Origin of the sequence: Actinomadura sp. 6N118 (assembly GCF_044326415.1) — a bacterium.
Lineage (GTDB): Bacteria > Actinomycetota > Actinomycetes > Streptosporangiales > Streptosporangiaceae > Spirillospora.
On sequence record NZ_JBIRAZ010000001.1, the window covers coordinates 498800 to 522801 of the forward strand.

Sequence of the window (24002 nt, forward strand, 5' to 3'; positions counted from 1 at the left end):
GCCGATCGTGATCATGCTCCGCGCTTTACCGCTTCCGGTCGTTCAGGCGGCCAGGTCGGCGAGGCGGGGCGGGTCTGCGCCTTGCTTGCGGCATGTTTCGGCGGCGACGTCGGAGGCGAAGGTCAGGGCCCTGGTGAGCAGGTCGGGGCTGAGGTCGGTGAGCCGTTCGCCGAGGGCCCCGCCGGTGTGGAGGCGGTAGAGCAGGCCGGCGGTGAAGGCGTCACCGGCGCCGACGGTGTCGACCGGGGTGACGGGACGGGCGGGGACCTGGAAACGTTGCCCGTCCAGGGAGGCGTAGGCGCCGTCGGCTCCGCAGGTGATGACGACGAGGCGGACGCCGTCGGCGTGCCAGTCGTCGCATGCCTGCGGCAGGCTCGCTCCGGGGCGGAGCACGGCCAGGTCGTCGGAGCTGAGCCGGAACACGTCGGCGACCGAGGTCCAGCCGGGCAGCAGCCGGCGGTACCGGTCGGCGGGGACGATGCCGGGGCGGATGTTGGGGTCGATCGAGATCGTCGATGTGGTGCGGCGTTCGTGCAGCAGCTTTTCGATCAGTGGACCGCTGGGTTCCAGCGCCAGGGCCAGCGACCCGGCGTGGACGCAGGCTGCTTCGGGCGGTGTGGCCGCGGCGAGTTCCCCGGCGGTCCATTGGAAGTCGGCGGTGCCGTTGGCGTAGAAGGAGTACCGGGCGTGACCGTCCCCGTCGACGGCCGCCAGCGCCAGCGTCGCCTGTTCGGCGGCGGTGACGGCCCGGGACAGGTCGACATCGGAGTCGCTGAGGTAGGCGCGGAGCAGGTCGCCCAGCGGGCCGGCCGGGATCCGCCCGGCGAAGGTGACGGGTGCTTCGAGCCTGCCGAGGGCGACGGCGGTGTTGGCCGGCCCGCCGCCCGGGCGCACCCGCAGGTCGAGTGCGCCCGGCGTCGGCTGGTGGGCGGGCACGAAGGTGTCCGCCACGGTCTCCCCGATGACCGTGATCATATTTGGACGGCTCCGGTCATGATCGCGACAACATCGGACATCGTATGGTCTGACGGCTTCACCACGCCCGCACGGCGGCCGAGCCGCTGGATGTGGATCCGGTCGGCGATCTCGAACACGTGCGGCATGTTGTGGCTGATGAGCACGACAGGCAAGCCGCGGTCGCGGACCTTGCCGATCAGCTCCAGCACTTGGGCGGATTCCTTGACGCCCAGTGCGGCGGTCGGCTCGTCCATGATGACGACGTGGCTGGCCCACGCGGCGGAGCGGGCGACGGCGACACCTTGACGCTGCCCGCCCGACAGGTTCTCCACCGCGCCGCTCATGGACTGCAGGCCGATGTTGAGCTCGCTCATGTGCCGGGCTGAGGCGGCCTTCATCGCTGGTTTGTCGAGCATCCTGAACACGGTGCCGAGCACGCCCTTACGGCGCTTTTCGCGGCCCAGATACAGGTTGCTGGCGATGTCGAGGGCGGGAGCGACGGCCAGGTTCTGGTAGACGGTCTCGATGCCCTGACGGCGGGCGTCCAGCGGCGACTTGAAGTGCACCTCCCTGCCGTCGAGCCAGATCTTTCCCTCGTCGGGACGGGCCGCCCCGGTCAACGCCTTGATCAGGGAGGACTTGCCGGCGCCGTTGTCGCCGATGACGGCCAGCACCTCGCCCGGCAGCAGGTCGAAGTCGCAGCCGTCCAGCGCGGTGACGGGCCCGTACCGCTGGACCAGGCCACGCGCCTTCATGACCGGTTGGATCATGCCGGTCTCCTTGTCCGTCCCGGCTTCCTGGTTCGCCGCTGGGTTCTCGTTCGCCGCTGGTTTCTGGTTCATCGCTGGGACCTCTTGCGGGAGAGCTGGTCGACGGTCACCGCCAGGATCACCAGGATGCCGGTGATGAGGATCTGGTAGATCGACGGCACCCCCATCAGCTGGAGGCCGTTGCGGATGACCCCGACCAGCAGCGCGCCGATCAGCGTCCCGATGACCAGGCCGCGCCCGCCGAACAGTGAGGTGCCGCCCAGCACGACCGCGGTGATGGAGTCGAGGTTGTCGGTCTGGCCGGCCTTGGGGTCGCCGACGCCGGTGCGGGCGATGAGCAGCAGCGCCGCGATGCCGTACACCGCGCCGGCGATCGTGTAGACGGCCAGCAGACGGCGCCGGACGGGGATGCCGGTGAGACGGGCGGACTCGGGGGCGTTGCCGACGGCGTACACATGCTTGCCCCAGGCCGTCTGGCTGAGGATGTAGGCGAACACCGCGAACAGCACGATCATCAGCACCGACCCGTAGGTGACGTCGGTCCTGCCGAGCGGGAAGGTGTTGCCGAGCGCGGTCAGCTCTGTGGGCAGCCCGCTGATGGTCTGCTCGTCGGAGTAGATGTGGGTGAGGGCGAACGCCACGTTGAGCATGCCGAGGGTGACGATGAACGGCGGCAGCGACACCCTCGTGACCAGCAGTCCGTTGACCAGGCCGAACGAGGCGCACACGGCGATCCCGGCGGCGATCGCCAGCAGCGGCGGCATCCCGGTGTCCACGGCCAGCTTGGCCATGACGATCCCGCCGAACGCCATGATCGCCCCACACGACAGGTCGATCCCGGCGGTCAGGATGATCAGGGTCTGGCCGATGGCCAGGGTCCCGACGACCATGACCTGCTGGATCACCAGGGCCAGGTTGCCGCCGGACAGGAACTGCGAGGACTGGGTCGTGAAGAAGGCGCAGGCCAGCAGGAAGGCCACGATGGGCCCGATGGTGGAGCCGCCGGGGATCGCCAGCCGCGGGGAGACACCCCGCAGCCGGCTGGCGACGGAACTGGCGTTGGAAGAGGTCACGGTGCTCAGCCCCAGCAGTTCTGCAGACCGAAGGCGGTGTCCTTGGCCTCCACGCCCGGCACCGTCTTGTCGGTCACCAGGGTGACGCCGGTGTCGGTGTAGCCGGAGGTCTTGGTGCCGTCCTTGGCGAACTTGGCGACGGCGTCCACGCCGAGCGAGGCCATCTTCAGCGGGTACTGCTGCGAGGTCGCGGCGATCTGGCCGTCCTTGACGCCCTTGACGCCGGTGCAGCCGCCGTCGACCGAGACGATCAGCACCTTCTTCTCGAGTCCCTTGGCCTTGAGGGCGGTGTAGGCGCCGAGCGCGGCGGGCTCGTTGATGGTGTAGACGATGTTGAGGTCGGGGGCCTTCTGCAGGCAGGTCTCCATCGCGCTCTGCCCCTTGGCCTGGTCGCCGGCGGTGTCGGCGGCGCAGACCACCTGTGGCGCGGTGACGGCCTTGCTCGCCTTGGCGTCGACGTTGGCCGCGCCGAAGCCCTTGAGGAAGCCGTTGTGGCGCAGGATGCCGACGCTGACGCCGGGCGCGAGATCGAGCATCGCGATCTTCGGGGTGGCGCCGCCGGTCTTGGCCTTGGCGTACTGGCCGATCAGCTCACCGGCCTTGAAGTTGTCGGTGGCGAACAGCGCGTCGGTGCCGTCCTGCGGCTCGGTCGGCGTGTCCAGCGCGATGACCAGCACGCCCTTGGCGCGGGCCTTGGCGATCGCGGGGATGATCGCCTTGGTGTCGCTGGGGGTGATCAGGATGCCCTTGACGCCCGCCGCGACCATGTTCTCGATCGCGGTGACCTGGCCTTCGTTGTCGCCGTCGAACTTGCCGGCGGCGGTCATGAGCTGCAGGCCGTCGGCGGCGGCCTGCTTCTGCGCGCCCTCGCGCATCTTGACGAAGAACGGGTTGGTCTCGGTCTTGGTGATCAGGCCGACCTTGGCGGTGCCGCCGGAGCCGGACCCCTTCGAGCCTTCACCACAGGCGGCCGCGGTGAACGCGAGCGCTCCGATCGCGGCGAGGGCGATGCCTCTGCGGATCATGATTTCTCCTCGGTGACGTCGGGGTTTCGCCCCGGTTGCGCGTGGCGTTATCTTGCTCACACGAAAACGTTCGCGCAAGCGTTTGCGCAAACGCTTTGATCTAGGAGTCGAGTATGGCCACGATGGCTGATGTCGCACGTCAGGCCGGAGTTTCGATCTCGACCGTGTCGCATGTGATCAACGGGACCCGTTTCGTGGCCGATCCGACCCGGCACAAGGTCCTGGCGGCGATCGAGTCGACCGGCTACATCCAGAACACCGTCGCCCGCTCCCTGGTCACCTCCAGCACCAAGTCGATCGGGCTGGCGATCTCGGGTATCTCCAACTTCTACTTCGCCGACCTGGTCGCGGCGCTGGAGACGCAGGTGCGGCTCGCCGGCTACACGCTGCTGCTCACCGACACCCATGACGACGCCGAAGAGGAACTCAAGGTCGTGCAGGCGCTGCATCAGCGGCGGGTCGACGGGATCCTGCTGGCCACCCAGGCGCACGGACCCGGATCAGCCGCGCTGCGCTACCTGGACGAGCTGAGCATCCCCACGGTGCTGGTGGACCGGTGCGCGTCACCCCGGTTCGACCAGGTCGGCAGTGAGAACATCGAGTCCAGCGCCCACCTGGTGCTGCATCTGGCGCAGCTCGGACACCAGAGGATCGGCATCGTCGCCGGACGGGAGGGGCTGATGACCTCCACCGAGCGCTTCAAGGGCTACCAGACGGGCCTGGCTCGCGCCGGACTGGCGTTCGACCCGGTGCTGGTCGGGCCGGGACACTCCAACGCCACGGCGGCCGAGGCGGCCGCCCTGGCGCTGATGGAACTGCCCGACCCGCCGACAGCTCTGTTCGTGGCCAACAACCACATGACGATCGGGGTGATGCGGGCGCTGGACAAACAGGGGATACGCGTCCCGGACGACGTCGCCCTGACGATGTTCGACGACTTCGAGTGGGCTTCGATCTTCCGTCCCAGGCTGACCGCGATCGCCCAGCCGATCGGGGAGATGGCGACGCGCTCCGTCCAGCTGCTGGCGGAACGGATCGCCGACCCCGACCAGCCGCCGCGCACCGTCCGTCTCAAGCCCCGTTTCATGCACCGCGACTCCTGCGGCTGCGTGCGTTAGGTCGGGCGAGGTGCGCCTGTATAACCCCGGCGGATTCACCAGGGGATGACCTCTTCCAGGGAGTCTGGGCCGCGGAAGGTGCCTGTGGGGCCGTCTGCGGGGAGCGTCGCGAGCAGGACCGGGACGGCGGCGCCATCGGCTGTGGTGCGTTCGCCGCGGGGGAACGTCGCGGCGGCGTTCTGGTCCGTTGGCACAAGGCCCGGGCTGGCAGCGTTGACCTTGACGCCGTCGGCGCGCAGGGCGTTGGCGTAGATCAGGGTCAGTGCGTTGAGAGCGGCTTTGGAAGAGCTGTATCCGAGGAAGGCGCGGGTCGACAGAGGGTTCGCCGGGTCACTCAGGAGCGTGAGCGATCCGAGTCCGCTGGACATGTTGACGATCCGCGGGTTCCAGGAGCGGCGGAGCAGAGGCAGGCAGGCCGAGGTCACCGTGACGACGCCGAAGACGTTGACCTCGTACACCTCGCGGAGCTGTGCGGCGCCGACATCGGCTGGCCGGAGACCCCACTCGAGCATTGTCCCGGCGTTGTTGACCAGCACGTCCAGCCGTCCCGCCTCCGTCTCGATCGTCGTGACGGCCGCCTCGGCGGATCGCGGGTCAGTCACATCGAGGCACACGAACCGGATGTCCAGCCCGCCGCCCGGAGCGGCCGGCTCCTCGGTCTGCGCCGCTGCCGCTCCGGTCAGTTCTTCGACGGCTGAACGGCCGCGTTCTGGATCGCGGGCGCCGAGGTAGACGGTGAAGCCGCGCTGGGCGAGGCGGAGGACGATCTCCCGGCCGATGCCCTTGTTGCCGCCGGTCACGAGCGCCACGTCGTTCGAGTTCATGGCCCCATCCCAGCCGCTCGCGCGCCGGGAGGAAAAGATCAATCGGGTACCGTCCCATACCCTGGAGGTATGCCGGAGCCGGAATTCCGCGAGCTGCGCTACTTCTGTGCGGTCGCCGAAGACTTGAACCTCACCCGCGCAGCCAAGCGGCTCGGCATCGCTCAGCCGCCGCTGTCGCGGGCCATGCGCCAGCTGGAACGCCGGCTCGGTGTCGCTCTCTTCGATCGCACCGACCGACGGCTGGCGCTGACGCCCGCCGGCGAAGTCCTCGCCAAGGAGGCCGCCGCCGTCTTGGCCGCCCTCGACCTTGCCGTGCGCCGGACGCGGCATGCGGGCGTCCCCGGCCGCAAGCTCGTGGTCACCGCCAAACCTGGGGTGGCCACGGAGCTTTTGCATCGGGTCTGCGAACGGTTCCGCACTGAGCCGGACACACCGGAGCTGCGGGTGGTCGTGAGCGGGTTCGGCGAGCAGGCCGACATGGTTCGCGACGGGCGCGCGGACATGGCGATCGCGGCCTGCTTCGACGGCTACGACCTCGACACCGAACTGCTGGCGACCGAACCACGCGTCGCCGCGCTCACCCCAGAACACCGGCTGGCGGGACGCGATGTCCTCAGCATCGCCGACCTGGTCGATGAGCCGGCTCCCCGATGGGGCGACTCGACGGGTGTCGACAGCCACTACTGGCTGGGAAACCCCGATCGGCCCGCCGACGGCCCGGTCGTACGGGACAGCGCCCAGCTGCTGGAGGTGGTCGCCCTCGGTCAGGCCGTGGCGTTGGTGCCCTCGTCGCTGGCCGCCAGGAACGTCCGGCCGGACGTGACGTACCGCCCAGTGCCCGACGCGGCGCCGTACCGGACCCTGGCCCTCTGGCCGGCGGGCAGCCGGTCGCCTTGGATCTCCCGATTCCTCCAGACGGCACTCGAGTGCTCTAACTGACTGCTGCGAACGCGCTGTCGCGTCCTTCACCTTGCCGGTCGTCTGGCTGGCTGTGCGGCTGGTCCGGAGCCGAAGGTGTCGGCGCATAGTTGTGCGAAGTGGTTGAGGCCGGGCAGGTTCAGTGTCCAGCCGAGCAGCGCCCAGCCCAGGTGGAGATGTCCGGCGGCGTGGGCCCACGCCGCGACGCCTTCGGCGCGGGTGCCGTCGGCCCGTTCGTAAGTCATGCGGCGGATTCCGTCGGGATGGTCTTCGGCGGGGCGCACTGTCAGGGCGATCGGGCGGCGCCGGAGTATCCAGGTCGCTACCGGGGAGCAGCGGTCGCAGTCGTCGGCGATCCAGACGACGGCGGGCTGCATGCCGTGGAACGGGCGCAGGCGTGGCAGCCAAGGTCGGACGGCGTTGCGGTAGGCGGTCCATGCGCTGCCGTATCTGGTGTGCAACTGTTCGTTCTCGTGCCAGGCGGCAAGGCCTGCGCCATAGGAGAGGGCCACGACTGCCGCGAGGAGGAAGCGGACGTCCAGCAGGGCCAGGATCAGGTACGCGGCGGCCATGCTCGTCTGCATGGGGTTGCGGACGTAGGCGTACGGGCCGGTGGTCACCAGCCGGACCGGGGGATCGTAGGGGAGAGGCGTGCCACGTCCGGTCCGCGCGAACTCCCAGACGGCGGCTGCGACCAGTGCCCCGGGGACGATCACGAGTTGGGCCGCCAGGCCGAGCGCCCAGCCGGGACGGTCGGGCACTCGGCTCAGCGCAACGGGCAGCGCGATCATGAGGCCGGTCGCCAGCACGGCCTGCAGCAGCACCCTGAGCATGAGATGACGTCTGGTGATCGTCCAGTGGGCCAAGAGCAGCCCGGGCACCAGCGCCGCGGCGACCGCGACGGCCTCGCCGGTCAGCCAGGTGTCCCCGAGCAGCAGGACCGGCTCCCCGAGCGGCATCACGGCGAGATCGATCCAAACCGCCAAGCCCACGACCAACGGCAGCGGCAGTGGCAGCGGCGGCAGCCGGCGTAGAGCATGCACGGCCAGCCCGCCCCACAGGACGGCCCAGCCGAGCAGCAGGTCGAGCGGTACGCCGCCGAGGGTGCCGCCTTCTGCGGCGAACGTCCACCAGCCGGCCCGGAGCGCCAGGACGTTCACGCCGGTCAGCGTCACTGCGTTCCAGGAAATGGCCAGGATCAGGGCGGCGATCTCCCCGGGCCCCGGCGGCCGGTATCGGAGCAGGCCCATCAGCACCAGGACCGGCCCGAACAGCGCGACGCCGCGTACCAGTGCCGGATCCATCACGGCGCCGTGAACGTCTCGGCCAGGTAGGCGGCGGCCTCCCGCATGGCGTGCTGCTGGATTGGGCCGAAGTACCAGGACGGGTCGAACGTACGGGAATAGCGCAGGGTGACGCTCAGCCGGGCCTTGTTCCAGCTGAACTCGGCCTCCTTGAGCTCAAGCCAGCGGGCCAGCGTGGTGTCCTTGGTGATCGCGAAGACGACCCGGCCCGTCTCGCGCCGGACGACCTTGAGCTCCATGGATCGGGCCTCTGGGTGGGCGCCGATCCCGAGCGACTTACGTGGCGTGAAGGTGATGAGACGGGTGGCGCCGATGTCGAGTCCGGTGCCGTCCGCGCGGACGGGCTTGGGGAACTTGAGCCGCAGCAGCCGCGACGGGATCGGGCCGAACTCCGGCGCGGCGGCCAGGGCCCGCTCTACGTCGGTTCCGGCGGATGCGGTCCTAGTGACCGTCACCTCACCGCCGCGCGGCAGGCCGACGGCCGTCCCCTCGGCGGTGAGCAGCAGCGGAACGATCAGGAGGGCATGCATGCCGCGGCGTCGGCCGGCCCAATCGGCGAGCAGCCCCACGATCGCACCCACCAGGTAGAGCAGCGGGGCAGCGACGATCAGGCAGACGACGCCTTCGCCGAGCAGCGGTCCGGCCAGTGCGAGCCCGACCGTGATGGTCGCCATGATCGTCCCGAGCGTGCTCCGTGGCCGCGCCGTCTGCACGACGGTGAGCGCGATGAGAGCGGGGATTCCGACGTAGAACAGCGCGGTCTGCTCCAGCCCGCCCGCCTTGAGGATCTTGTAGGCCAGGATCGCAGCGAAGAGCGCGGCCACGACGGCCAGCAGGGTGCGCCGCGCGGACCGCTGCCGTCCGGGCTCGGGGGCGACCATGGGGCCTCGATTCTCCGTTTTAACCGGTCGATTTAACCGAGTGATTAAACCGTATGATGAAGGAGGGCCCGGTTGTCAACCTGGAAGCGCGGGAGATGAGCAAGCACAACAGTGCGGAGACCAAGGAGCGGATCCTCGAGGCGGCCGCGCACACCCTGCGGACCGAGGGGTACGCGGGTACGAGCGCGCGGACGATCGCCAGGGCGGCCGGCTGCAACTCGGCGTTGATCTTCTACCACTTCGGCGGCGTGGACCCCCTGCTGCTCGCCGCGCTGGACCGGTCGTCGCAGGAACGCATGGCCGCCCACCGGGAAGCCGTCGCCGGTGCCAAGACCCTGGAGGAACTGGTCGAGGCGGCCACGGGCATCTACCGGGCGGACCTCGAGGGCGGCCACATCACGCTGTTCTCCGAGCTGGTCGGGGCCAGCATCGCGCGTCCCGAACTCCAGAAGGAGATCGTCGCCAGGGCGGAGCCTTGGATCGAGTTCGTGGAGCAGACACTGGAGCGGGTGATCGGCGGCTCTCCGCTGGCCAAGCTGATGCCGCCCCGCGACCTCGCTTATGCGGCGATCACCTTTTACCTCGGCGTCAACCTGTTCACTCACCTGGACGCCGACCGCACCCGCACCGAGTCGCTGTTCAACCTGGCGGCCCGGGTGGCGCCCCGGGCAAAACTTCTCACCATGCGCCTCCCGCGCCGTAAACAGAAGTCTGCGGAGTAGCCGGACTAGCCGGGGTGGCCGGAGTGGCCCCTGCTCGTGATGGGCCGGTCCGACGTTGTCGCGGAGGAGGCGGGTGCGGTCGGTCGCGTCCTTACGGCACCAGCAACCATCGCCCCCGCTGCCCGCCGCCGGCGACCTTGTCGTACGCCGTGGCGGCTTCGGCCAGCGGTACCTGGCCGGCCACCCGCAGTTCCAGGACGCCGGACGCGGCGAGGGCGAGCAGGTCGGCGAGCCTGGCACCGTCGGGCTGGACGCTCAGGATGCCGACCTCGATGCCACGCTCGGACGTCGCAGGAGACGCCGACATCACGCCGACGAACGTCCCGCCGTCGCGGACCGCGCCGAGCGCCGCCGCGTGCAGGACTGCGCCGTCGACAACGGCGTCGAACGACGGCCCCGGCATCTGCGTGACGAGCGCGCGAGCCCCGGCTCTCAGCACGAAGTCGCGGTCGGACTCGCGTGCCAGCCCGGTGACGGTCCAGCCGGCGTGCGCGGCCAGCGCGACGGCGTACCCGCCCACGGCGCCGGCGGCGCCAGTGACCAGCAGGGTCCGCCCATCGGCAGGGCCGAGCCGGTCGACCATCTGCGCTGCGGTCAAGGCGTTGAGCGGGAGGGAGGCCGCACCGACCGGATCAAGGACATCCGGCAGCAGCGCAGCTACCGCCGCCGGTACAACGGTCTCCTCGGCGTGCGCGCGGACCGGGGCCGTGAAGTCGCTGTGCGCGGCGGCGACCGGGTCACCGACCGAGAAGCCGGTTACTTCGGCACCGGTCTCGGTGACGACGCCGGTGAGGGACCAACCGAGGCCGACCGTGCCGGTGAGTCCGAAGATCGCCCGCGCCGGTCCGCCGGCGAAGAGGGTGTCGACGGGATCGACCGATGCCGCCGTGACAGCGACCCGCAGGTCACCGGGCCCCAACCGGGGCAGCGTCACCTCTTCGAGAATGGGGGCGGGGGCGTCGGGCTTGGACACCAATGCGAGCGGCATAAGGAATCTCCTTCGAGTAGGTGGCTCTCCTAACCATGGGTGACCTACTCTCTATTCGGAAGAAGGCACTTTGAAGTGGTGTAGGTACCCAGGGGTAGGCCATGGACATGACCACTGCTGACGCGCGGTTCGATGCGTTCGCCGCCTCCTGCCCCAGCCGCCGGCTGCTCGACACGATCGGCAACAAGTGGGCGAGCCTGGTGATCGTGGCACTGGGCCTGGAGGGTCCGATGCGCTTTTCCGAGCTCTCCACACGGATCGACGGGGTGAGCCAGAAGATGCTGACCCAGACCTTGCGGGGTCTCGAACGTGACGGTCTGCTCACCCGCACGGTGACCCCGTCGGTGCCCGTCCGCGTCGACTACGAGCTCACGCCGCTGGGCCTATCCCTGCTGGACCCGATTCGCCACCTAAAGGAGTGGGCCGAGGCCCACATGGCCGAGGTGGACAGAGCCCGCGAGGATTACGACCGCAACACCGCCTGATCCGAAATCAACTCGCCCCGTTACACGATCTCGCCGTTGGCCCATGCCTGGTAGAGGGCTTCGCGAGTGTCGAGCATTGTGCTCCTGCCGGGAACTCGGCGATGAGTTCGTCAAGATGATCGGCCGCGTGTGCGTCGTCGAGCCCAGGGACTGCGTCATTTGAGTGTCTCGTGGAAGACGATCTGGGCTTACGGCGAACTATGGGGGACAGTCCGGCCGCTACCCCCTTGGAAAGGTTCTCTATGACGGAGAGTGTGACGTGACCGCCGAGGTCGGTGAACGTGCGTCCGACGCCGAACTGGTGGACCGGTTCCAGCGGGATCCCGAGTTGTTCACCGCGGTTCACGAGCGGTACTTCCTGCACATATACCGCTATGTGGCCGGTCGCCTGGACGTCCAGGAGGCGGAGGATCTGGCTGCCGAGACGTTCTGCATCGCCTTCGAGGACCGCGACCGGTTCGATCCGGAGCGCGGGAATCTGCGCGCCTGGCTGTTCGGGATCGCCACCAACCTGGTCGCCCGGCACCGGCGCGCCGAGGCCCGCCGCTACCGGGCCCTGAGCCGGGCGGTGCCCGGTTCCGCCGCCGTCGACAGCCACGAGGACCGCGTCCTCACCTCGGTGTCGGCCGCGCGGATGCAGCCGGCACTGGCGAAGGCCCTCACCAGGTTGTCGCGGGGCGAACGCGACGTCGTGCTGCTCATCGCCCTCGCTGAGCTCAGCTACGACGAGGTCGCCGCGGCGCTCGGCATCTCTCAGGGAACGGTGGGCTCCCGGCTCAGCCGCGCCCGCAAGAAACTGCACCAGGCGATCGGACAGGAGAAAGAACATGGATGAGATCCGGCTGCTCGGCACGCTGCTGGCGGAGCCCGAGCCGAGTCAGGAAGTAGTCGACAACAGCATGCGTGCGCTTCGACAGAGGATGAACGGCCACGTTCCCCTTCGGCGCAGGATCGTACGACCCGCGATCATCCTGGGTGCGGCAGCCGTGACGGCGACTGCGGCGGTCGCGGTCGCAGCCCTCCCGGAGGAGAACCCCGCCTCGCCGCACAGCCCGCCGTCCACCGCCACGGTGCTGGACGGACGCGCCGTGCTGCTCGCCGCTGCCGCCACCGCCGAGAAAAAGCCGGCAAGCGCAGGCACGTACTGGAAGATGACGCAGGTGCACTCGAGAGCAGATGGCGCCGTCGAAACAGCGGTGACCATCTGGACCCGTCGCGACGGTCAGTCCTGGGTCAGCTACAAGACCGGCCTGATCAGCAGGGACTCGAACAAGGGCAGGCCCAAGCACTGGACGACCAGGTTCGGCCTCAGCTTTGACAAGCTCGCCGAGCTGCCCACCGACCCGAAACGGCTGAAGGCCGTGCTCGCCAAGATCGAGCCCGCTACCACCGACGAGCCGGGTCCCCCCCGCACAGCCGACGACGAGGCCAGCCATATGCTCGGCAAGCTGATGGAACTGATCAGCCGGGCACCGGCTCCGCCGAAGGTGCGCGCCGCCGCGTTCCGGGCCCTGGCGACACTGCCGAACGTCAAGAGCACGGGCAAGGTGGAGGGCGGGTACGGCATTGTGTTCGCCTGGGGCGGCGGCGGCTCCAGATTCGTCGTCGATCCCACCACCGCTCAGACGAGCGCCCAGGGCTTCACCGACGACGGTTACCGCACAGGACCCTCAACGGCGACAGGTGAATGGACCAACGCTCTGCCGAAGTGGAAGGTCGTCCCCATCGAGGATCAGGCACCGTGACACTGGCCGCGGGCCCGCACGGATCGTGCGGGCCCGCGGCTTCGGCGTCTGTTGGTCCATTCCCCGGCGGCGGTTATCGGGCGGCGGTTATCGGGCGGTGGTGGCGTAGATGTTGCCGGCGGGCGCTGCGGGTGTGCCGGTGGCGACCCCGTAGAACGGATGGAATCTCCCAGGGCTGGTGCCGAGTCCGATGTAGTCGCCGACGAAGAAGCCTCCTGCCGCAGCGGCGCCGGACATGTCGAAGTCGGCACCGATCTTCGTCTCGCTGAAGGTCCGGCCGCCGTCGTGTGAGTGCAGCAGCAGGGTGCTGGTTGTGAGCGGTGCCGCGGCATTGTCGTTGCGGAAGTCGTAGTGGAGTACGCCGACCGTGCCGTCGGGCAGCACCGCGATCGCGGCGGTGAAGGCCTGCGTCGAGGTCACCTTGTTGATGCCGTACGACAGGGTCCGCCACGTGCGGCCGCCGTCGGTCGACTTGGCCAGCGCGATCTGGTCGCGGGCACCGCCCGTCGCGCGCGCGTCCTGCCAGACCATGTAGACGGTCTTGCTCCCCGGGCGCGGGTCGGCGGCGATCGAGGGGAGGATGTCGCCCGTACGGACCGGGGCGCCGGTCGTGGGGTCGGTCACGCCGGCGAACCGGTGCCGGTCCACGATCACCGGGCGGCCCCAGGACGCACCGCGATCTGTGGAGCGCTGGGCGGCGATGTTGAAGTCGCTCACCTGCTGATCCGCGTCGAAGATCAGGTCGAAGCCGTTCACCAGCGTCCGGTCGCCGGCCTGCACGATCTGGTTGCCGATCGTCTGGTTGCCGGCGCCCGGGTCGAAGATCGGCCGGGCACGCCGCCACGTCCGGCCGCCGTCGGTCGTCCGCGCGAACCAGGTCGGGCCACGGAACTCGGTGGGCGCACCCGGCCCGGCCGAACGCAGGGAGTTGAAGCGCCGGCCGAGGAAGGCACGCCCGTCGGTCGTCTTGGCCGCGGCGGCGGCCTGCGCGTCGGGGATCTCCAGCCGGTCCCAGATGGCATAGGCGAACCGCGAGTCGAAGCGGTCAGCCGTCAGGCTGTTCTTGTCGTTGAGGATGTTGGGCGAGGTGTCACGGCGCAGCTCTGTCGTGGGCCCCCACGTCCGCCCACCGTCGGTGGACCTGCTGACCAGCATGGCGTGGTTGGCGTCCTGCGCGATGTCGAGCGCGAGGCTCATGAAGTAGGCGGTGCCGTTGGGTGAGATCGACGTCCACGGATCGGTCGCCCGCTCGTAGTCGCCCTTGTTGGCGGCGGTGCCGCCGGTGCAGCGTGCGTGCCGGGGCTGGAGCGCCGACAGGCGCCAGTTCCGCCCGCCGTCAAGGGAGTAGGCGGCGAGGTTGGCGTTGGCGCCACCGTTGGACCAGCGGTCCTGCTGCCAGCCTCCGATCAGGTTGGCCTTCAGTCTCGGGTTCACCGACACCCACGGCTCAACCTCGGTACCGGGGAAGTTGGTGCCCGTCTGAGCGCTGCCCGGCACGCCGTTGCAGGGTGCTCCCGTGGGGCCGGCGCCAGGGAACGGGCTGCCGGTCGGACTGACCTGCACCGGGGGACCGGCGGTGATGGGGCCGGCCGCCGCACCGACCGCCGAAGAGACCACCAGGGCCAGCGCTCCTGTCAGGGCTGTCGCGGATCTGCGCATCCTTACCTCCTCGGAGGCTTGAGCTTGCCGAGTACGACCTTGAAGCCGGGAGCGAGCCCCAAACTCCGCCCGCCATGAAGGGCTGTCAACGTCCGCTAATGGACACCCGCCAGGAAATCCCCTGCTGCGTGCGTACTGGCCTCGGGGGCCACCTCCGGCCCCTACGCGAGGAGGGAAGTTAGGCAGTCTATTGACTGCAATCAGAATTTTGTCTAGCTTCGGCGGCGTCCGCTTACGCATGGGCCATGACGTCTCCGGGGGCATCGCTTGTGGCCGGAAGGGATCCGTCCATGCCACGGCTATGGCGAGCGATGATTGCCGCTGCTACGGCGGCCGTTACGGCGCTGACTCCAGGCGTCGTCCAGGCTTCCGACGCGACTGCCCACTACACAGGCACGCTGCCTGACGGGTCCAGCTGGGTGGCGGATGTGCCGGCCCGATGGAACGGACGGCTCGTCCTGTTCAGCCATGGGTTCGGGCCTCTGGTCGCACAGAACCGGCCCAGCGCGGCAGCCGGTGAGGCGCTGCTCGCCCGGGGCTATGCGCTGGCGGGTTCGTCGTATGCTCCTGGTTCGCTGTGGGCCCTGGACAGTGCCGTACGAGATCAGATCGGGACCGTCGACGCCCTTTCGGCGATCATCGGACGTCCCCGCTTCACCATCGCGCTGGGCCAGTCCATGGGCGGCCTGGTCAGCGCCAAGCTCGCCGAAACCGGCGCGGTCAACGGGGTGCTCAACACCTGCGGCATCGTGGCGGGGGGCGTCGACCTCACCAACTACCAGCTCAACGCCGGGCACGCAGTGGCCACGCTCCTTGCACCGGGTCAGAACATCAAGCTCACCAACTACACCAGCCCGGACGAAGCATCGAGCGCCGCAACCAAGCTCACCCAGGCCGTGACGAGTGCCCAGAGCACGCCCGCTGGGCGGGCCCGCAACGCCCTCATCGCGGCGCTGCACAACCTGCCCGCCTGGTCGTCCGGGGCAACACCGCCGGGCCCGAACGACTACACCGCCCAGCAACTCCAGCAGTACCAGTGGTTCGCCTCGGGGGTTCTCAACTTCACCTTCGGCGCCCGCTACTGGATCAACCTTGCGTCCGGTGGTGACAACGCCTGGAACAAGGGGCTGAACTACTCCCGGCTGCTGCGGTCGTCGGCCAACCTCAAGCAGATCAAGGCCCTCTACCGCGAAGCGGGGCTGAGCCTGAAGGGTGACCTGTCCCAGCTCACCGCCGCGGCCGCCAAGCAGGTCGAGCCCCAGCCGCTGGCGTGGATGACCCGGACCTCGCAACCCACCGGCCGACTCCGGGTCCCGGCCTTGTCCATCCACACCGTTGCGGACCAGCTCGTCCCGGTCGAGCAGGAGAACGAGTACGCCGCCGCTGTGCGCAACGCCAGGCGATCGGCTCTCCTACGCCAGGCGTACGTGAACCGAGTCGGCCACTGCAATTTCACGGCCGCAGAGTACGTGTCCTCCCTCCAGGCCGTCGATAAGCGGGTCCGTACCGGCCACTGGCACGCCACCACGGCACGATCGCTGAACGACGCGGCGGCCTCCCTGTCGCTCGACGGCTCCGCGTTCATCGACTACAGGCCGCCGCCGTTGGTCGTACAGCCATCCCATCCGTAGATTCGGGCGGAGCCAGAACCGCTGACCTGTCTCCCGGCAGTCGGGTGCGGTATCACATAGTCGATCGGCTGGAGCGGCAGGGCCGAGGCCGAGCGAGCAGCGGTCCACCCAGGATCGGCACGCTTCTGCGGGGTATCAGTTGCGCTTGGTGTGCGGGGGCTCTGTGTCTTGGGGCTGGTCGCTCTGGTCGTCGGTGGGGTCGAGGGTGGCGGCCCAACTGGCGAGGAGTCGCAGGGCGTCGTGGGAGGAGGTGTCGGGGGCGGTGGTGTAGACGGTCAGGTGCAGGCCTGGGTCGGCGTGCAGGTCCATGGACTCGTAGTCGAGCGTGAGGTCGCCGATGGCGGGGTGGTGGAAGGTCTTGGTACCGGAGTGGTGAAGGCGGACGTTGTGCTGGGCCCAGCGGGTGCGGAAGTCGGCGCTGCGGGTGGTCAATTCGCCGATCAGGTCGGTGAGGTCCTTGTTGTAGGGGTCGCGGCCGGCTTCGGTGCGCAGTAGCGCGACGGTGACGTCGGCGGCGGTGTTCCAGTCGGCGAAGAAGTCGGGTCCGGCCGCATCGAGGAACTGAAAGCGCGCGATGTTGGCTGTGGGGGTGCGTGTGGTGTCCGGGCGCGGGCTCTGACCGGGGGCGGCGTGCCGGTAGACCGGCCAGTACATGGCGTGGCCGAGGTGGTTGGCGGCCAGGATGTCCATGCGGCCGTTGCGGATGATCGCGGGGGCGTCGGTCATGGCGTCCAGCATCCGCTGCAGCCCGGGCCGGATCTTGGGGGTGGGCCGGCGGCGGGTGCGGTGCCGGGTGCCCGCGGTGCGGGCCAGGTCGAACAGGTGGGCGCGTTCGGCGTCGTCGAGGCGGAGGGCCCGGGCGACGGCGTCGAGGACGTCGTCGGAGACGCCGGTGATGTGGCCTCGTTCCAGACGGGTGTACCACTCGGTGCTCACGCCGGCGAGGACGGCGACTTCCTCGCGGCGCAGGCCGGGTACCCGGCGGCGTCCACCGGCCGGCAGCCCGACCTGCTCCGGGGTGATCTTGGCGCGCCGGCTGGCGAGGAAGGCGCGGATCTCGTCTCGATGGTCCACCCCTTCACTGTAGGTACCGGACGGCCCGGAGGGGGGTGGAGATTGTCCCCCCGATAAACCCGACCTCCCACGCACGAGCTGAAACGGGTTTCCTGGCTTTGTCGCAAACAGTGACGGCATATCGCTGTCGCCCGACAGGAGACGGACCCTGTCGATGACATCTGCAGGAGAGTGGTCGTGCGAGCTTCACGTCTGCGCCGCCTCTGCGGCCACGTGGCCGGGGTAGGCCCGGTCGGCGCGTTGGTGACGCCGATGCTGCTGGTCGCGGGCGTCGTGCTGGCGGCGTGCAGCAACACGGACCCGGCGGCAGGCCCCACCGGCGGCACCAGCGGCACCGGCTCCACCGGCGCCACGGCCGGTCCGGCGGACTCGGGGACGAACCGGATCAGGTTGCGGGTCGTCGGCGCCGAGGGGCGCCGGGAGGCGACGGCGACGCTGCGGGACACCACAACGGCCCGGGACTTCGCCTCGCTGCTGCCGGTGACGTTGCGCATGCACGACCTGGCCGGGCGGGAGAAGGTCGGCGCGCTGCCGCGTGCGCTCACCGCCGGCACCGGCCAGCGCACCTACGAGGCGGGAGAGCTCGGCTACTGGGCGCCCAGCAACGACGTGGCGATCTATTACCGCGACGACGGGGCGAGGATCCCCTCGCCCGGGATCGTGATCATCGGCCGGATCGACTCCGGCCCGGACGTCATCGCCGACGCAGGCGGGGACTTCGAACTGACGATCGAACCGGCCCGCTGAGCTGACCGCGTTGACAGCGACTCATGGCAAGGAGATCCACTGATGCGTGGAGTCGTCCGGCCCTCCGCTTCGACTACACCCTCCGCTTCGACCGGCACGACTGGCCACCGTGGCGTGCGCCCTGGCCCCCAACGCCGCTCTGCTGATCGTCGCCCGCCTCGCCCAGGGACTGGCTGCGGCCGCGGGCATCGTCATCGCCCGCGCCGTGCTGACCGACCTGCTCACCGGCCTCGGCGGCCCCCACACCGCCATCTCCATGGCCACTGTCGAGGTCATCTGCGCTGCGCTCGCCCTGATCGTATTCCTCGCCATGCGCCGATCGGCGGCGTCCCGCACTGGGTGAACGTTCCATGAAGGAGAAAGTGAGGATTCCATGTCTGCCAATCTCCCCGGAGAAGACTGCGGCGATGTGAAGGAGTCGTCGGGGGTGTCCCGGCGTGGTTTTCTGTCGACGACAGCCGTCGGTGGCGTGGCAGCGGGTGTGCTTCCTTCCACACTCGCCGCAGATCAGGCCGGCGCGTCCGTCGAGCAGGTCGCGGCGCCCGGCGGTCACAGCAGTGCGCTGTCGGTAACGGTGAACGGGAAACGACACCGGCTGACAGTGGACAACCGGACGTCCCTGCTGGACCTGCTGCGCGAGCGGCTCGCCCTGATGGGCACGAAGAAGGGCTGCGACCAGGGCGCGTGCGGTGCGTGCACGGTGCTGGTGGACGGTCGCCGCGTCAACGCGTGCCTGACGCTGGCGGTGCGGTGCCAGGGCGCCGAGGTCACCACGATCGAGGGTCTGGCCTCCGATGAGGGTGACCTGCACGCGTTGCAGCGGGCGTTCATCGAGTACGACGCCTTCCAGTGCGGCTACTGCACCCCGGGACAGATCATGTCCGGCGTCGGCTGCATCCGGGAGGGGCACACCGGCTCGCGGGAGGAGATCCGGGAGTGGATGAGCGGCAACATCTGCCGCTGCGGCTGCTACGTCAAGATCGTCAACGCGGTCGAGCAGACCGCACGCGGGAGGAGTTGAGGCATGTTCCCCTTCGCCTACACCAAGCCCTCCGACACCCGGGCCGCGCTGGCGGCCGGGGCACGCGGCGGCCGCTACATCGCCGGTGGCACCACCCTGGTCGACCTGATGCGCGAGACCGTGGAGCGCCCCGGCACGCTGGTCGACATCAACGATCTGCCGCTGCGGGACGTGCAGGCCACCGAGCGCGGCGGGCTGCGGATCGGCGCGCTGGCCCGCATGTCCGACGTCGCCGCCAACCCGCGGGTGCGCAGCGCCTACCCGGTGATCTCGCAGGCCCTGGAGCTCAGTGCCTCAGCCCAGCTGCGGAACATGGCCACCATCGGCGGCAACATCCTGCAGCGCACCCGCTGCACCTACTTCCGCGACGTCACCGCCAACTGCAACAAACGGCAGCAAGGCTCTGGGTGCGCCGCCCTGGAGGGCTACAACCGCTCGCACGCGATCCTGGGCACGTCGGATGCGTGTGTGGCCGCGCATCCGTCCGACCTGGCCGTGGCGTTGGCGGCGTTGGACGCGGTCGTGCACCTGCTGGGCCCGGATGGGGAACGCAGCGTCGCCCTAGCTGACTTTCTGCTGCGGCCGGGCGACACGCCCGACCGCGAGCACAACCTGCGGCCGGGCGAGCTGATCACCGGTATGGAGGTCCCGCCGCATCCACAGCCGCTGCGATCTGGGTACCTGAAGGTCCGCGACCGTCAGTCGTACGAGTTCGCGCTCACCTCCGCGGCAGTCGTCCTGCACATCACCGGCGGCGTCATCCGCCTGGCCCGGGTCACTGCGGGCGGGGTGGGGACGGTGCCGTGGCGGGTGACGGCGGTGGAGCGGCGGCTGGTCGGCGCCCGCCCCTCGGACCGGCTGTGGGCGCAGGCCGCCGCGGTCGCGTCCGACGGCGCACGCCCGCTCCGCCACAACGGCTTCAAGGCCGAACTGCTCAAACGCACCGTCGAACGTCAACTGCGCACCGTGGGAGGCACGCCGTGACCCAGCAGACCCGGCAGACACGGCCCGCCGCGGGATCGCCGCTGTCCCGGGTGGACGGGCGGCTGAAGGTGACCGGCCAGGCCACTTACGCGGCCGAGCACGACGCCCACGGCGCCGTACGCGGAGTCGCGCACGGCGTGATCGTCACCAGCACCGTCGGCCGGGGCCGCATCACCGGGATCGACGCCCGGGCCGCCCTCGCCCAGCCCGGCGTGCTGAAGGTGATCAGCCATCTGAACGCGCCGAAACTGCCCTACCGGCCGTTCCGCGGCGTGCCTGACCCTGCCCGGGGGGAGCGGCTGCGGGTCTTCCAGGACGACCGGGTCCGCTTCTTCGGCCAGCCGGTCGCGGTCGTGGTGGCCGAAACCCTGGAGATCGCCCGGCACGCGGCCGGCCTGGTGAAGGTCGGCTACGACGCCCAGCGGCCCGCCACCGACCTGGGTTCGCCCGCCGGCGCCCCCAACGCCCCCGACAACTACGCACGAGGCAACGTCGATCAGGCGCTGCAGCGGGCGCACACCCGCTTGGAGCGGACCTACCGGCTCCAACGCGAGCATCACAATCCGATGGAGCCGCACGCCACCATCGCCCGCTGGGACGGCGACCGGCTCACGGTGTGGGACAAGACCCAGATCGTCCTCAACACCCGGGCCGACCTGGCCTCGGTGTTCGGCATCGAGGAGGAGTCGGTCCACGTCATCTCGCCGTTCGTCGGCGGCGCGTTCGGCAGCGCCCTGCGGTGCTGGCCGCACGTCACGATCGCCGCGCTGGCCGCCCGCCAGGTGCGCCGCCCGGTCAAGGTGGTGCTGACCCGCAAGCAGATGTACACCGGGACGGGCTTTCGCCCCGTCACCGAATACAAGCTCACCCTCGGTGCCGACCAGCGCGGACGGGTGAGCGCGGCGATCCATGACATCCGCGCCGAGACCTCCACCTACGAGGACTACCGGGAGGGCCTGATCGACGTCGGGCGGATGACGCACGCCACGCCCCATGTCCGCCAGACCTACCGGACGCTACCGCTGGACATCAACACCCCCACGTGGATGCGCGGCCCCGGGCCGGCCACCGCCGCCTTCGCCATCGAATGCGCGATGGACGAGCTCGCCTACGAGCTCGGCATCGACCCGATCGACCTGCGGCTGCGCAACGAACCCGACCGGGATCCCGGTACCGGGGTGCCGTTCTCCACGCGGCGGCTACGCGAGTGCTTCAACATCGGCTCCCGCGCCGTCGCCTGGAGCAAACGCGATCCCCGGCCGCGCTCTGCCCGCGACGGGAACTGGCTGATCGGCACCGGCGTCGCCGTGGCCACCTACCATACGGCGCGCGGCGCGGCCCAGGCACTGGCCAGACTCGACGCCGACGGCACCGCGACCGTCCAGAGCGCGACCTCCGACATGGGCCCAGGCACCTACACCTCCATGACCCAGCTCGCCGCCGACGCCCTCGGCCTCCAGGTGCCCAAAGTGCGGTTCCAGCTCGGCGACTCCACCATGCCGCTGGCCCCGCCCCACGGCGGTTCCATGACCATGGCCAGCGTCGGCTCCGCCGTCCAGGACACCTGCGACAAGCTCCGCCGGCAGGCCATACGCCTCGCCATCGAGGACTCTGGTTCACCCCTGCACGGCGTCCCCGCCGAGAACGTCGTCGTCCACAACGGCCGCCTGCACCTGCGCGACAACCCTGCACGCGGCGAGACCTACCGGCAGCTGCTGGGCCGCAACAACCGCCCCCACCTGGAGACACGCGGCGGCTACACCCCCGGCGACGAGGTGGAACGGTTCTCCACCCACGCCTACGGCGCCGTGTTCGCCCAGGTCGCCGTCGACGAACGCCTGGGCCTGGTACGAGTGCGGCGGATACACGGCGTCTACGACGCGGGCCGCATCATCAACCCCAAGCTCGCCGAAAGCCAGGCCATCGGCGGCATGGTCGGCGGCATCGGCATGGCCCTGCTGGAACACACCATCACCGACCCGCGCGACGGCCGCATCGTCAACGCCAACATGGCCGACTACCTCGTCCCCGTCAACGCCGACATCCCCGACGTCAACGCCGTCTACTTGAACGGCGACGACCGCACCGCCGACCCCATCGGCGTCAAGGGCCTCGGCGAGGTCGTCATCGTCGGCGTGGCACCCGCCATCGCCAACGCCGTCTTTCACGCCACCGGACGCCGCGTCCGTGACCTCCCCATCACCATCGATGCCCTCCTGTGACACCGGCAGCAATAAAAAGGGCAAGGAGGGATTTCCGCTCCTTGCCACTACCAACATATCGCGCGTGGGGGGCCTTGCCACAAGGCCCCGGTCATACCGCACAATCGCCCCTCGACGCCGGAACGTACGGAAAGTTGGAGTCGCGGAATGCGCGTTGTGTTGGTGACCTACGGGTCACGCGGGGACGTCGAGCCGATGACGGGGCTGGCGCTGCAGCTACAGGCTCTCGGCGCCGAGGTGCGAGTGTGCGCGCCGCCGGACTTCGCGGAGCTGCTGGACAGTGTCGACGTGCCACTGACTCCCGTCGGCTGGCCGATCCGCGCGCTGGCGACGGGGGCGGTCCCCGGCAAGGCGAGCCTGTCCGACATCGCCGCTGACCTGACCGCCATGGCCTACGAGGCGGTCGTCGCGGTGGCCGAGGGCTGCGCCGCGGTAGTGGCCACCGGCTCGTTCCCGGCCGCGGCCGGTGCGCGGGCGGCGGCCGAGAAGCTGGGCGTGCCCTATGTGTTCACGTCCTTGTCCCCGAACTACCTGCCGTCACCGCACCACCCGCCTCCCCCCTGGCCGGGCCAGGTGATCCCCACGGAGGTGACCGACAACCGGGGACTGTGGGATCTCAACGCCGAGCACAAGGACGTGCTGTTCGGCGAGACGATCAACAACCATCGGACCTCGGTCGGCCTGCCGCCGGTGGACGGCATCCGGGACCATGTCTTCACCGACCACCCGTTCCTGGCGGCCGACCCTGTCCTTGGCCCGTGGCACGAGACGCCGGAGCTCGACGTGGCGCAGACCGGCGCATGGATCCGGCCGGACGAGCGCCCGCTCCCGGCCGATCTGGAGGCGTTCCTGGCCGCCGGTGCAGAGCCGGTGTACGTGGGCTTCGGCAGCATGCCGATGCGGGGCGCGAACGCGCAGGATCTCTCCCGGGCCGTCATCGAAGCGGTCCGGGCGCAGGGGCGCCGCGTCCTGCTCGGGAGCGGCTGGGCCGATCTGGCCTTGATCGACGACCGGGACGACTGCTACGTCGTCGGCGAGGTCAACCAGCAGGCGCTGTTCCGCCGGGTGGCCGCGGTCGTGCACCACGGCGGCGCGGGCACCACGACGACGGCGGCCCGTGCCGGGACGCCGCAGGTGCTGGTGCCCCAGGTGGCGGACCAGCCGTACTGGGCGGGCCGGGTGACCGAGCTGGGCATCGGCACAGGACACGACGGTCCGACGCCGACCGCCGAGTCCCTGGCGGCCGCGCTCAAGATCGCCTTGTCCCCCGAGACCGGTGCCCGTGCGGCCGTCGTGGCCGAGACGATCCGTACCGACGGAGCGAAGCTGGCCGCGAGCCTTCTGGTCGACAAGATCGGCCGGAGCGCGCCCGCAGAGTCCGCAGGCGGGACGGGCACCCACTCAGCGAGGGCTACACCTAAGCGCTCTCGAGGGCGATGACCTCTTCCAAGGCGCGCCGCAGCAGGGTGACCTGGTCCCCGCCGAGATGCAGCGCCCACCGCTGCTCGATGTCCGTGAGGATCCGGGCCGCTGCGACCTGGGCCATCTTGCCCTGATCGGTGAGCCGGATGATCTTCGCGCGGCGGTCGCCCGCGTCGGCCACCCGCTCGACGTAGCCGTGATCCTCCAGTTCGCCGACCAGTTCGGCGATCGCCTGCTTGGTGAGCCTGGAGCGTTCGGCGAGCGTGGTCAGCCGCGAGCCCTCGGGGTCGATGAACCGGAAGACGGAGCCGTGCACGTACCGGACCCCCTCGAATCCTTCGTCGGCCAGCCGCTGGTGAAGTCGTTCGAGCGCGATGTCCTTGGCCTGCGTGAGCAGGGTGGGGAGCGGCATGCCGGGCTCCTCTTGCCGCT

24 protein-coding genes are annotated in these 24002 nt (G+C 69.9%); 13 read left to right on the plus strand and 11 right to left on the minus strand.

Going from position 1 to position 24002, the window contains the following annotated elements; all coding sequences use genetic code 11:
* Positions 1 to 42 precede the first annotated feature (42 nt).
* From ACH34W_RS02195 to ACH34W_RS02210, 4 genes are all read right to left on the minus strand, one after another.
* Complete coding sequence (locus ACH34W_RS02195) at positions 43 to 975, minus strand: carbohydrate kinase (RefSeq protein ID WP_395958945.1); 933 nt, start codon at positions 973 to 975, stop codon at positions 43 to 45.
* Positions 972 to 1727: an ATP-binding cassette domain-containing protein gene (locus ACH34W_RS02200; RefSeq protein WP_395959289.1), complete on the minus strand. Its 756-nt coding sequence runs from the start codon at positions 1725 to 1727 to the stop codon at positions 972 to 974. Before ACH34W_RS02200 ends, ACH34W_RS02195 begins: the two co-directional genes overlap by 4 nt.
* A 68-nt stretch (positions 1728 to 1795) precedes the next feature.
* On the minus strand, positions 1796 to 2800 hold the full coding sequence (locus ACH34W_RS02205) for an ABC transporter permease (RefSeq protein ID WP_395958946.1): 1005 nt from the start codon (positions 2798 to 2800) through the stop codon (positions 1796 to 1798).
* Between the two features lie 5 nt (positions 2801 to 2805).
* Complete coding sequence (locus tag ACH34W_RS02210; protein WP_395958947.1) at positions 2806 to 3825, minus strand: sugar ABC transporter substrate-binding protein; 1020 nt, start codon at positions 3823 to 3825, stop codon at positions 2806 to 2808.
* Positions 3826 to 3947: 122 nt separating this feature from the next.
* On the opposite strand from ACH34W_RS02210, the gene ACH34W_RS02215 reads away from it, so the two are divergent.
* Positions 3948 to 4943, plus strand: coding sequence for a LacI family DNA-binding transcriptional regulator (locus ACH34W_RS02215; protein WP_395958948.1), 996 nt, complete (start codon positions 3948 to 3950; stop codon positions 4941 to 4943).
* Between the two features lie 35 nt (positions 4944 to 4978).
* Here ACH34W_RS02215 and ACH34W_RS02220 read toward each other — a convergent pair whose 3' ends face one another.
* On the minus strand, positions 4979 to 5767 hold the full coding sequence (locus ACH34W_RS02220; protein ID WP_395958949.1) for an SDR family oxidoreductase: 789 nt from the start codon (positions 5765 to 5767) through the stop codon (positions 4979 to 4981).
* A 69-nt stretch (positions 5768 to 5836) separates the two neighbouring features.
* Here ACH34W_RS02220 and ACH34W_RS02225 point away from each other — a divergent pair, with 69 nt between their 5' ends.
* Positions 5837 to 6706: a LysR family transcriptional regulator gene (locus ACH34W_RS02225; RefSeq protein WP_395958950.1), complete on the plus strand. Its 870-nt coding sequence runs from the start codon at positions 5837 to 5839 to the stop codon at positions 6704 to 6706.
* 26 nt (positions 6707 to 6732) lie between these two features.
* On the opposite strand, the gene ACH34W_RS02230 is transcribed toward ACH34W_RS02225, so the two are convergent.
* Both ACH34W_RS02230 and ACH34W_RS02235 read right to left on the minus strand, forming a co-directional pair.
* On the minus strand, positions 6733 to 7989 hold the full coding sequence (locus tag ACH34W_RS02230) for a methyltransferase family protein (RefSeq protein ID WP_395958951.1): 1257 nt from the start codon (positions 7987 to 7989) through the stop codon (positions 6733 to 6735).
* Positions 7989 to 8870 (minus strand): hypothetical protein, encoded by an 882-nt coding sequence (locus ACH34W_RS02235; RefSeq protein WP_395958952.1) that lies wholly within the window; start codon positions 8868 to 8870, stop codon positions 7989 to 7991. The genes ACH34W_RS02230 and ACH34W_RS02235 overlap by 1 nt, the downstream gene beginning before the upstream one ends.
* 95 nt (positions 8871 to 8965) lie before the next feature.
* On the opposite strand from ACH34W_RS02235, the gene ACH34W_RS02240 reads away from it, so the two are divergent.
* Positions 8966 to 9592, plus strand: coding sequence for a TetR/AcrR family transcriptional regulator (locus tag ACH34W_RS02240; protein ID WP_395958953.1), 627 nt, complete (start codon positions 8966 to 8968; stop codon positions 9590 to 9592).
* 91 nt (positions 9593 to 9683) lie between these two features.
* Here the strand turns inward: ACH34W_RS02240 and ACH34W_RS02245 are convergent, their stop codons facing one another.
* Positions 9684 to 10580 carry a zinc-binding dehydrogenase gene (locus tag ACH34W_RS02245; protein ID WP_395958954.1) on the minus strand — a complete coding sequence of 299 codons (897 nt, stop codon included), beginning with the start codon at positions 10578 to 10580 and terminating at the stop codon, positions 9684 to 9686.
* A gap of 107 nt (positions 10581 to 10687) precedes the next feature.
* On the opposite strand from ACH34W_RS02245, the gene ACH34W_RS02250 reads away from it, so the two are divergent.
* The 3 genes from ACH34W_RS02250 (at position 10688) to ACH34W_RS02260 (ending at position 12810) form a co-directional block, all read left to right on the plus strand.
* Positions 10688 to 11065: a winged helix-turn-helix transcriptional regulator gene (locus tag ACH34W_RS02250; RefSeq protein ID WP_395958955.1), complete on the plus strand. Its 378-nt coding sequence runs from the start codon at positions 10688 to 10690 to the stop codon at positions 11063 to 11065.
* Positions 11066 to 11324: 259 nt separating this feature from the next.
* A complete protein-coding gene (locus ACH34W_RS02255; protein ID WP_395958956.1) occupies positions 11325 to 11900 on the plus strand; it encodes an RNA polymerase sigma factor in 576 nt (191 codons plus the stop codon).
* The gene (locus ACH34W_RS02260) at positions 11893 to 12810 is read left to right on the plus strand and encodes a CU044_5270 family protein (RefSeq protein ID WP_395958957.1); all 918 of its coding nucleotides are present in this window, start codon (positions 11893 to 11895) and stop codon (positions 12808 to 12810) included. The genes ACH34W_RS02255 and ACH34W_RS02260 overlap by 8 nt, the downstream gene beginning before the upstream one ends.
* A gap of 87 nt (positions 12811 to 12897) precedes the next feature.
* On the opposite strand, the gene ACH34W_RS02265 is transcribed toward ACH34W_RS02260, so the two are convergent.
* Positions 12898 to 14469, minus strand: coding sequence for a sialidase family protein (locus ACH34W_RS02265; RefSeq protein WP_395958958.1), 1572 nt, complete (start codon positions 14467 to 14469; stop codon positions 12898 to 12900).
* Between the two features lie 311 nt (positions 14470 to 14780).
* Between ACH34W_RS02265 and ACH34W_RS02270 the strand changes: the two genes are divergently transcribed.
* On the plus strand, positions 14781 to 16100 hold the full coding sequence (locus ACH34W_RS02270) for a hypothetical protein (protein WP_395958959.1): 1320 nt from the start codon (positions 14781 to 14783) through the stop codon (positions 16098 to 16100).
* 135 nt (positions 16101 to 16235) lie between these two features.
* On the opposite strand, the gene ACH34W_RS02275 is transcribed toward ACH34W_RS02270, so the two are convergent.
* The gene (locus tag ACH34W_RS02275; protein ID WP_395958960.1) at positions 16236 to 17174 is read right to left on the minus strand and encodes a helix-turn-helix transcriptional regulator; all 939 of its coding nucleotides are present in this window, start codon (positions 17172 to 17174) and stop codon (positions 16236 to 16238) included.
* Positions 17175 to 17351: 177 nt separating this feature from the next.
* Here ACH34W_RS02275 and ACH34W_RS02280 point away from each other — a divergent pair, with 177 nt between their 5' ends.
* The 6 genes from ACH34W_RS02280 to ACH34W_RS02305 all read left to right on the plus strand — a co-directional run bounded on the left by ACH34W_RS02280 (position 17352) and on the right by ACH34W_RS02305 (position 23588).
* A complete protein-coding gene (locus tag ACH34W_RS02280) occupies positions 17352 to 17921 on the plus strand; it encodes a cyclophilin-like fold protein (RefSeq protein WP_395958961.1) in 570 nt (189 codons plus the stop codon).
* A 109-nt stretch (positions 17922 to 18030) separates the two neighbouring features.
* A complete protein-coding gene (locus tag ACH34W_RS02285) occupies positions 18031 to 18264 on the plus strand; it encodes a hypothetical protein (RefSeq protein ID WP_395958962.1) in 234 nt (77 codons plus the stop codon).
* Positions 18265 to 18294: 30 nt separating this feature from the next.
* Positions 18295 to 18942 (plus strand): 2Fe-2S iron-sulfur cluster-binding protein, encoded by a 648-nt coding sequence (locus ACH34W_RS02290; RefSeq protein WP_395958963.1) that lies wholly within the window; start codon positions 18295 to 18297, stop codon positions 18940 to 18942.
* Positions 18943 to 18945: 3 nt separating this feature from the next.
* Positions 18946 to 19926: an FAD binding domain-containing protein gene (locus tag ACH34W_RS02295; protein WP_395958964.1), complete on the plus strand. Its 981-nt coding sequence runs from the start codon at positions 18946 to 18948 to the stop codon at positions 19924 to 19926.
* The gene (locus ACH34W_RS02300; RefSeq protein ID WP_395958965.1) at positions 19923 to 22148 is read left to right on the plus strand and encodes a xanthine dehydrogenase family protein molybdopterin-binding subunit; all 2226 of its coding nucleotides are present in this window, start codon (positions 19923 to 19925) and stop codon (positions 22146 to 22148) included. The genes ACH34W_RS02295 and ACH34W_RS02300 overlap by 4 nt, the downstream gene beginning before the upstream one ends.
* A 147-nt stretch (positions 22149 to 22295) precedes the next feature.
* Positions 22296 to 23588, plus strand: coding sequence for a glycosyltransferase (locus ACH34W_RS02305; protein ID WP_395958966.1), 1293 nt, complete (start codon positions 22296 to 22298; stop codon positions 23586 to 23588).
* On the opposite strand, the gene ACH34W_RS02310 is transcribed toward ACH34W_RS02305, so the two are convergent.
* The gene (locus ACH34W_RS02310) at positions 23566 to 23982 is read right to left on the minus strand and encodes a MarR family winged helix-turn-helix transcriptional regulator (protein ID WP_395958967.1); all 417 of its coding nucleotides are present in this window, start codon (positions 23980 to 23982) and stop codon (positions 23566 to 23568) included. The two genes, ACH34W_RS02305 and ACH34W_RS02310, sit on opposite strands and share 23 nt — an antisense overlap.
* Positions 23983 to 24002: the final 20 nt, after the last annotated feature.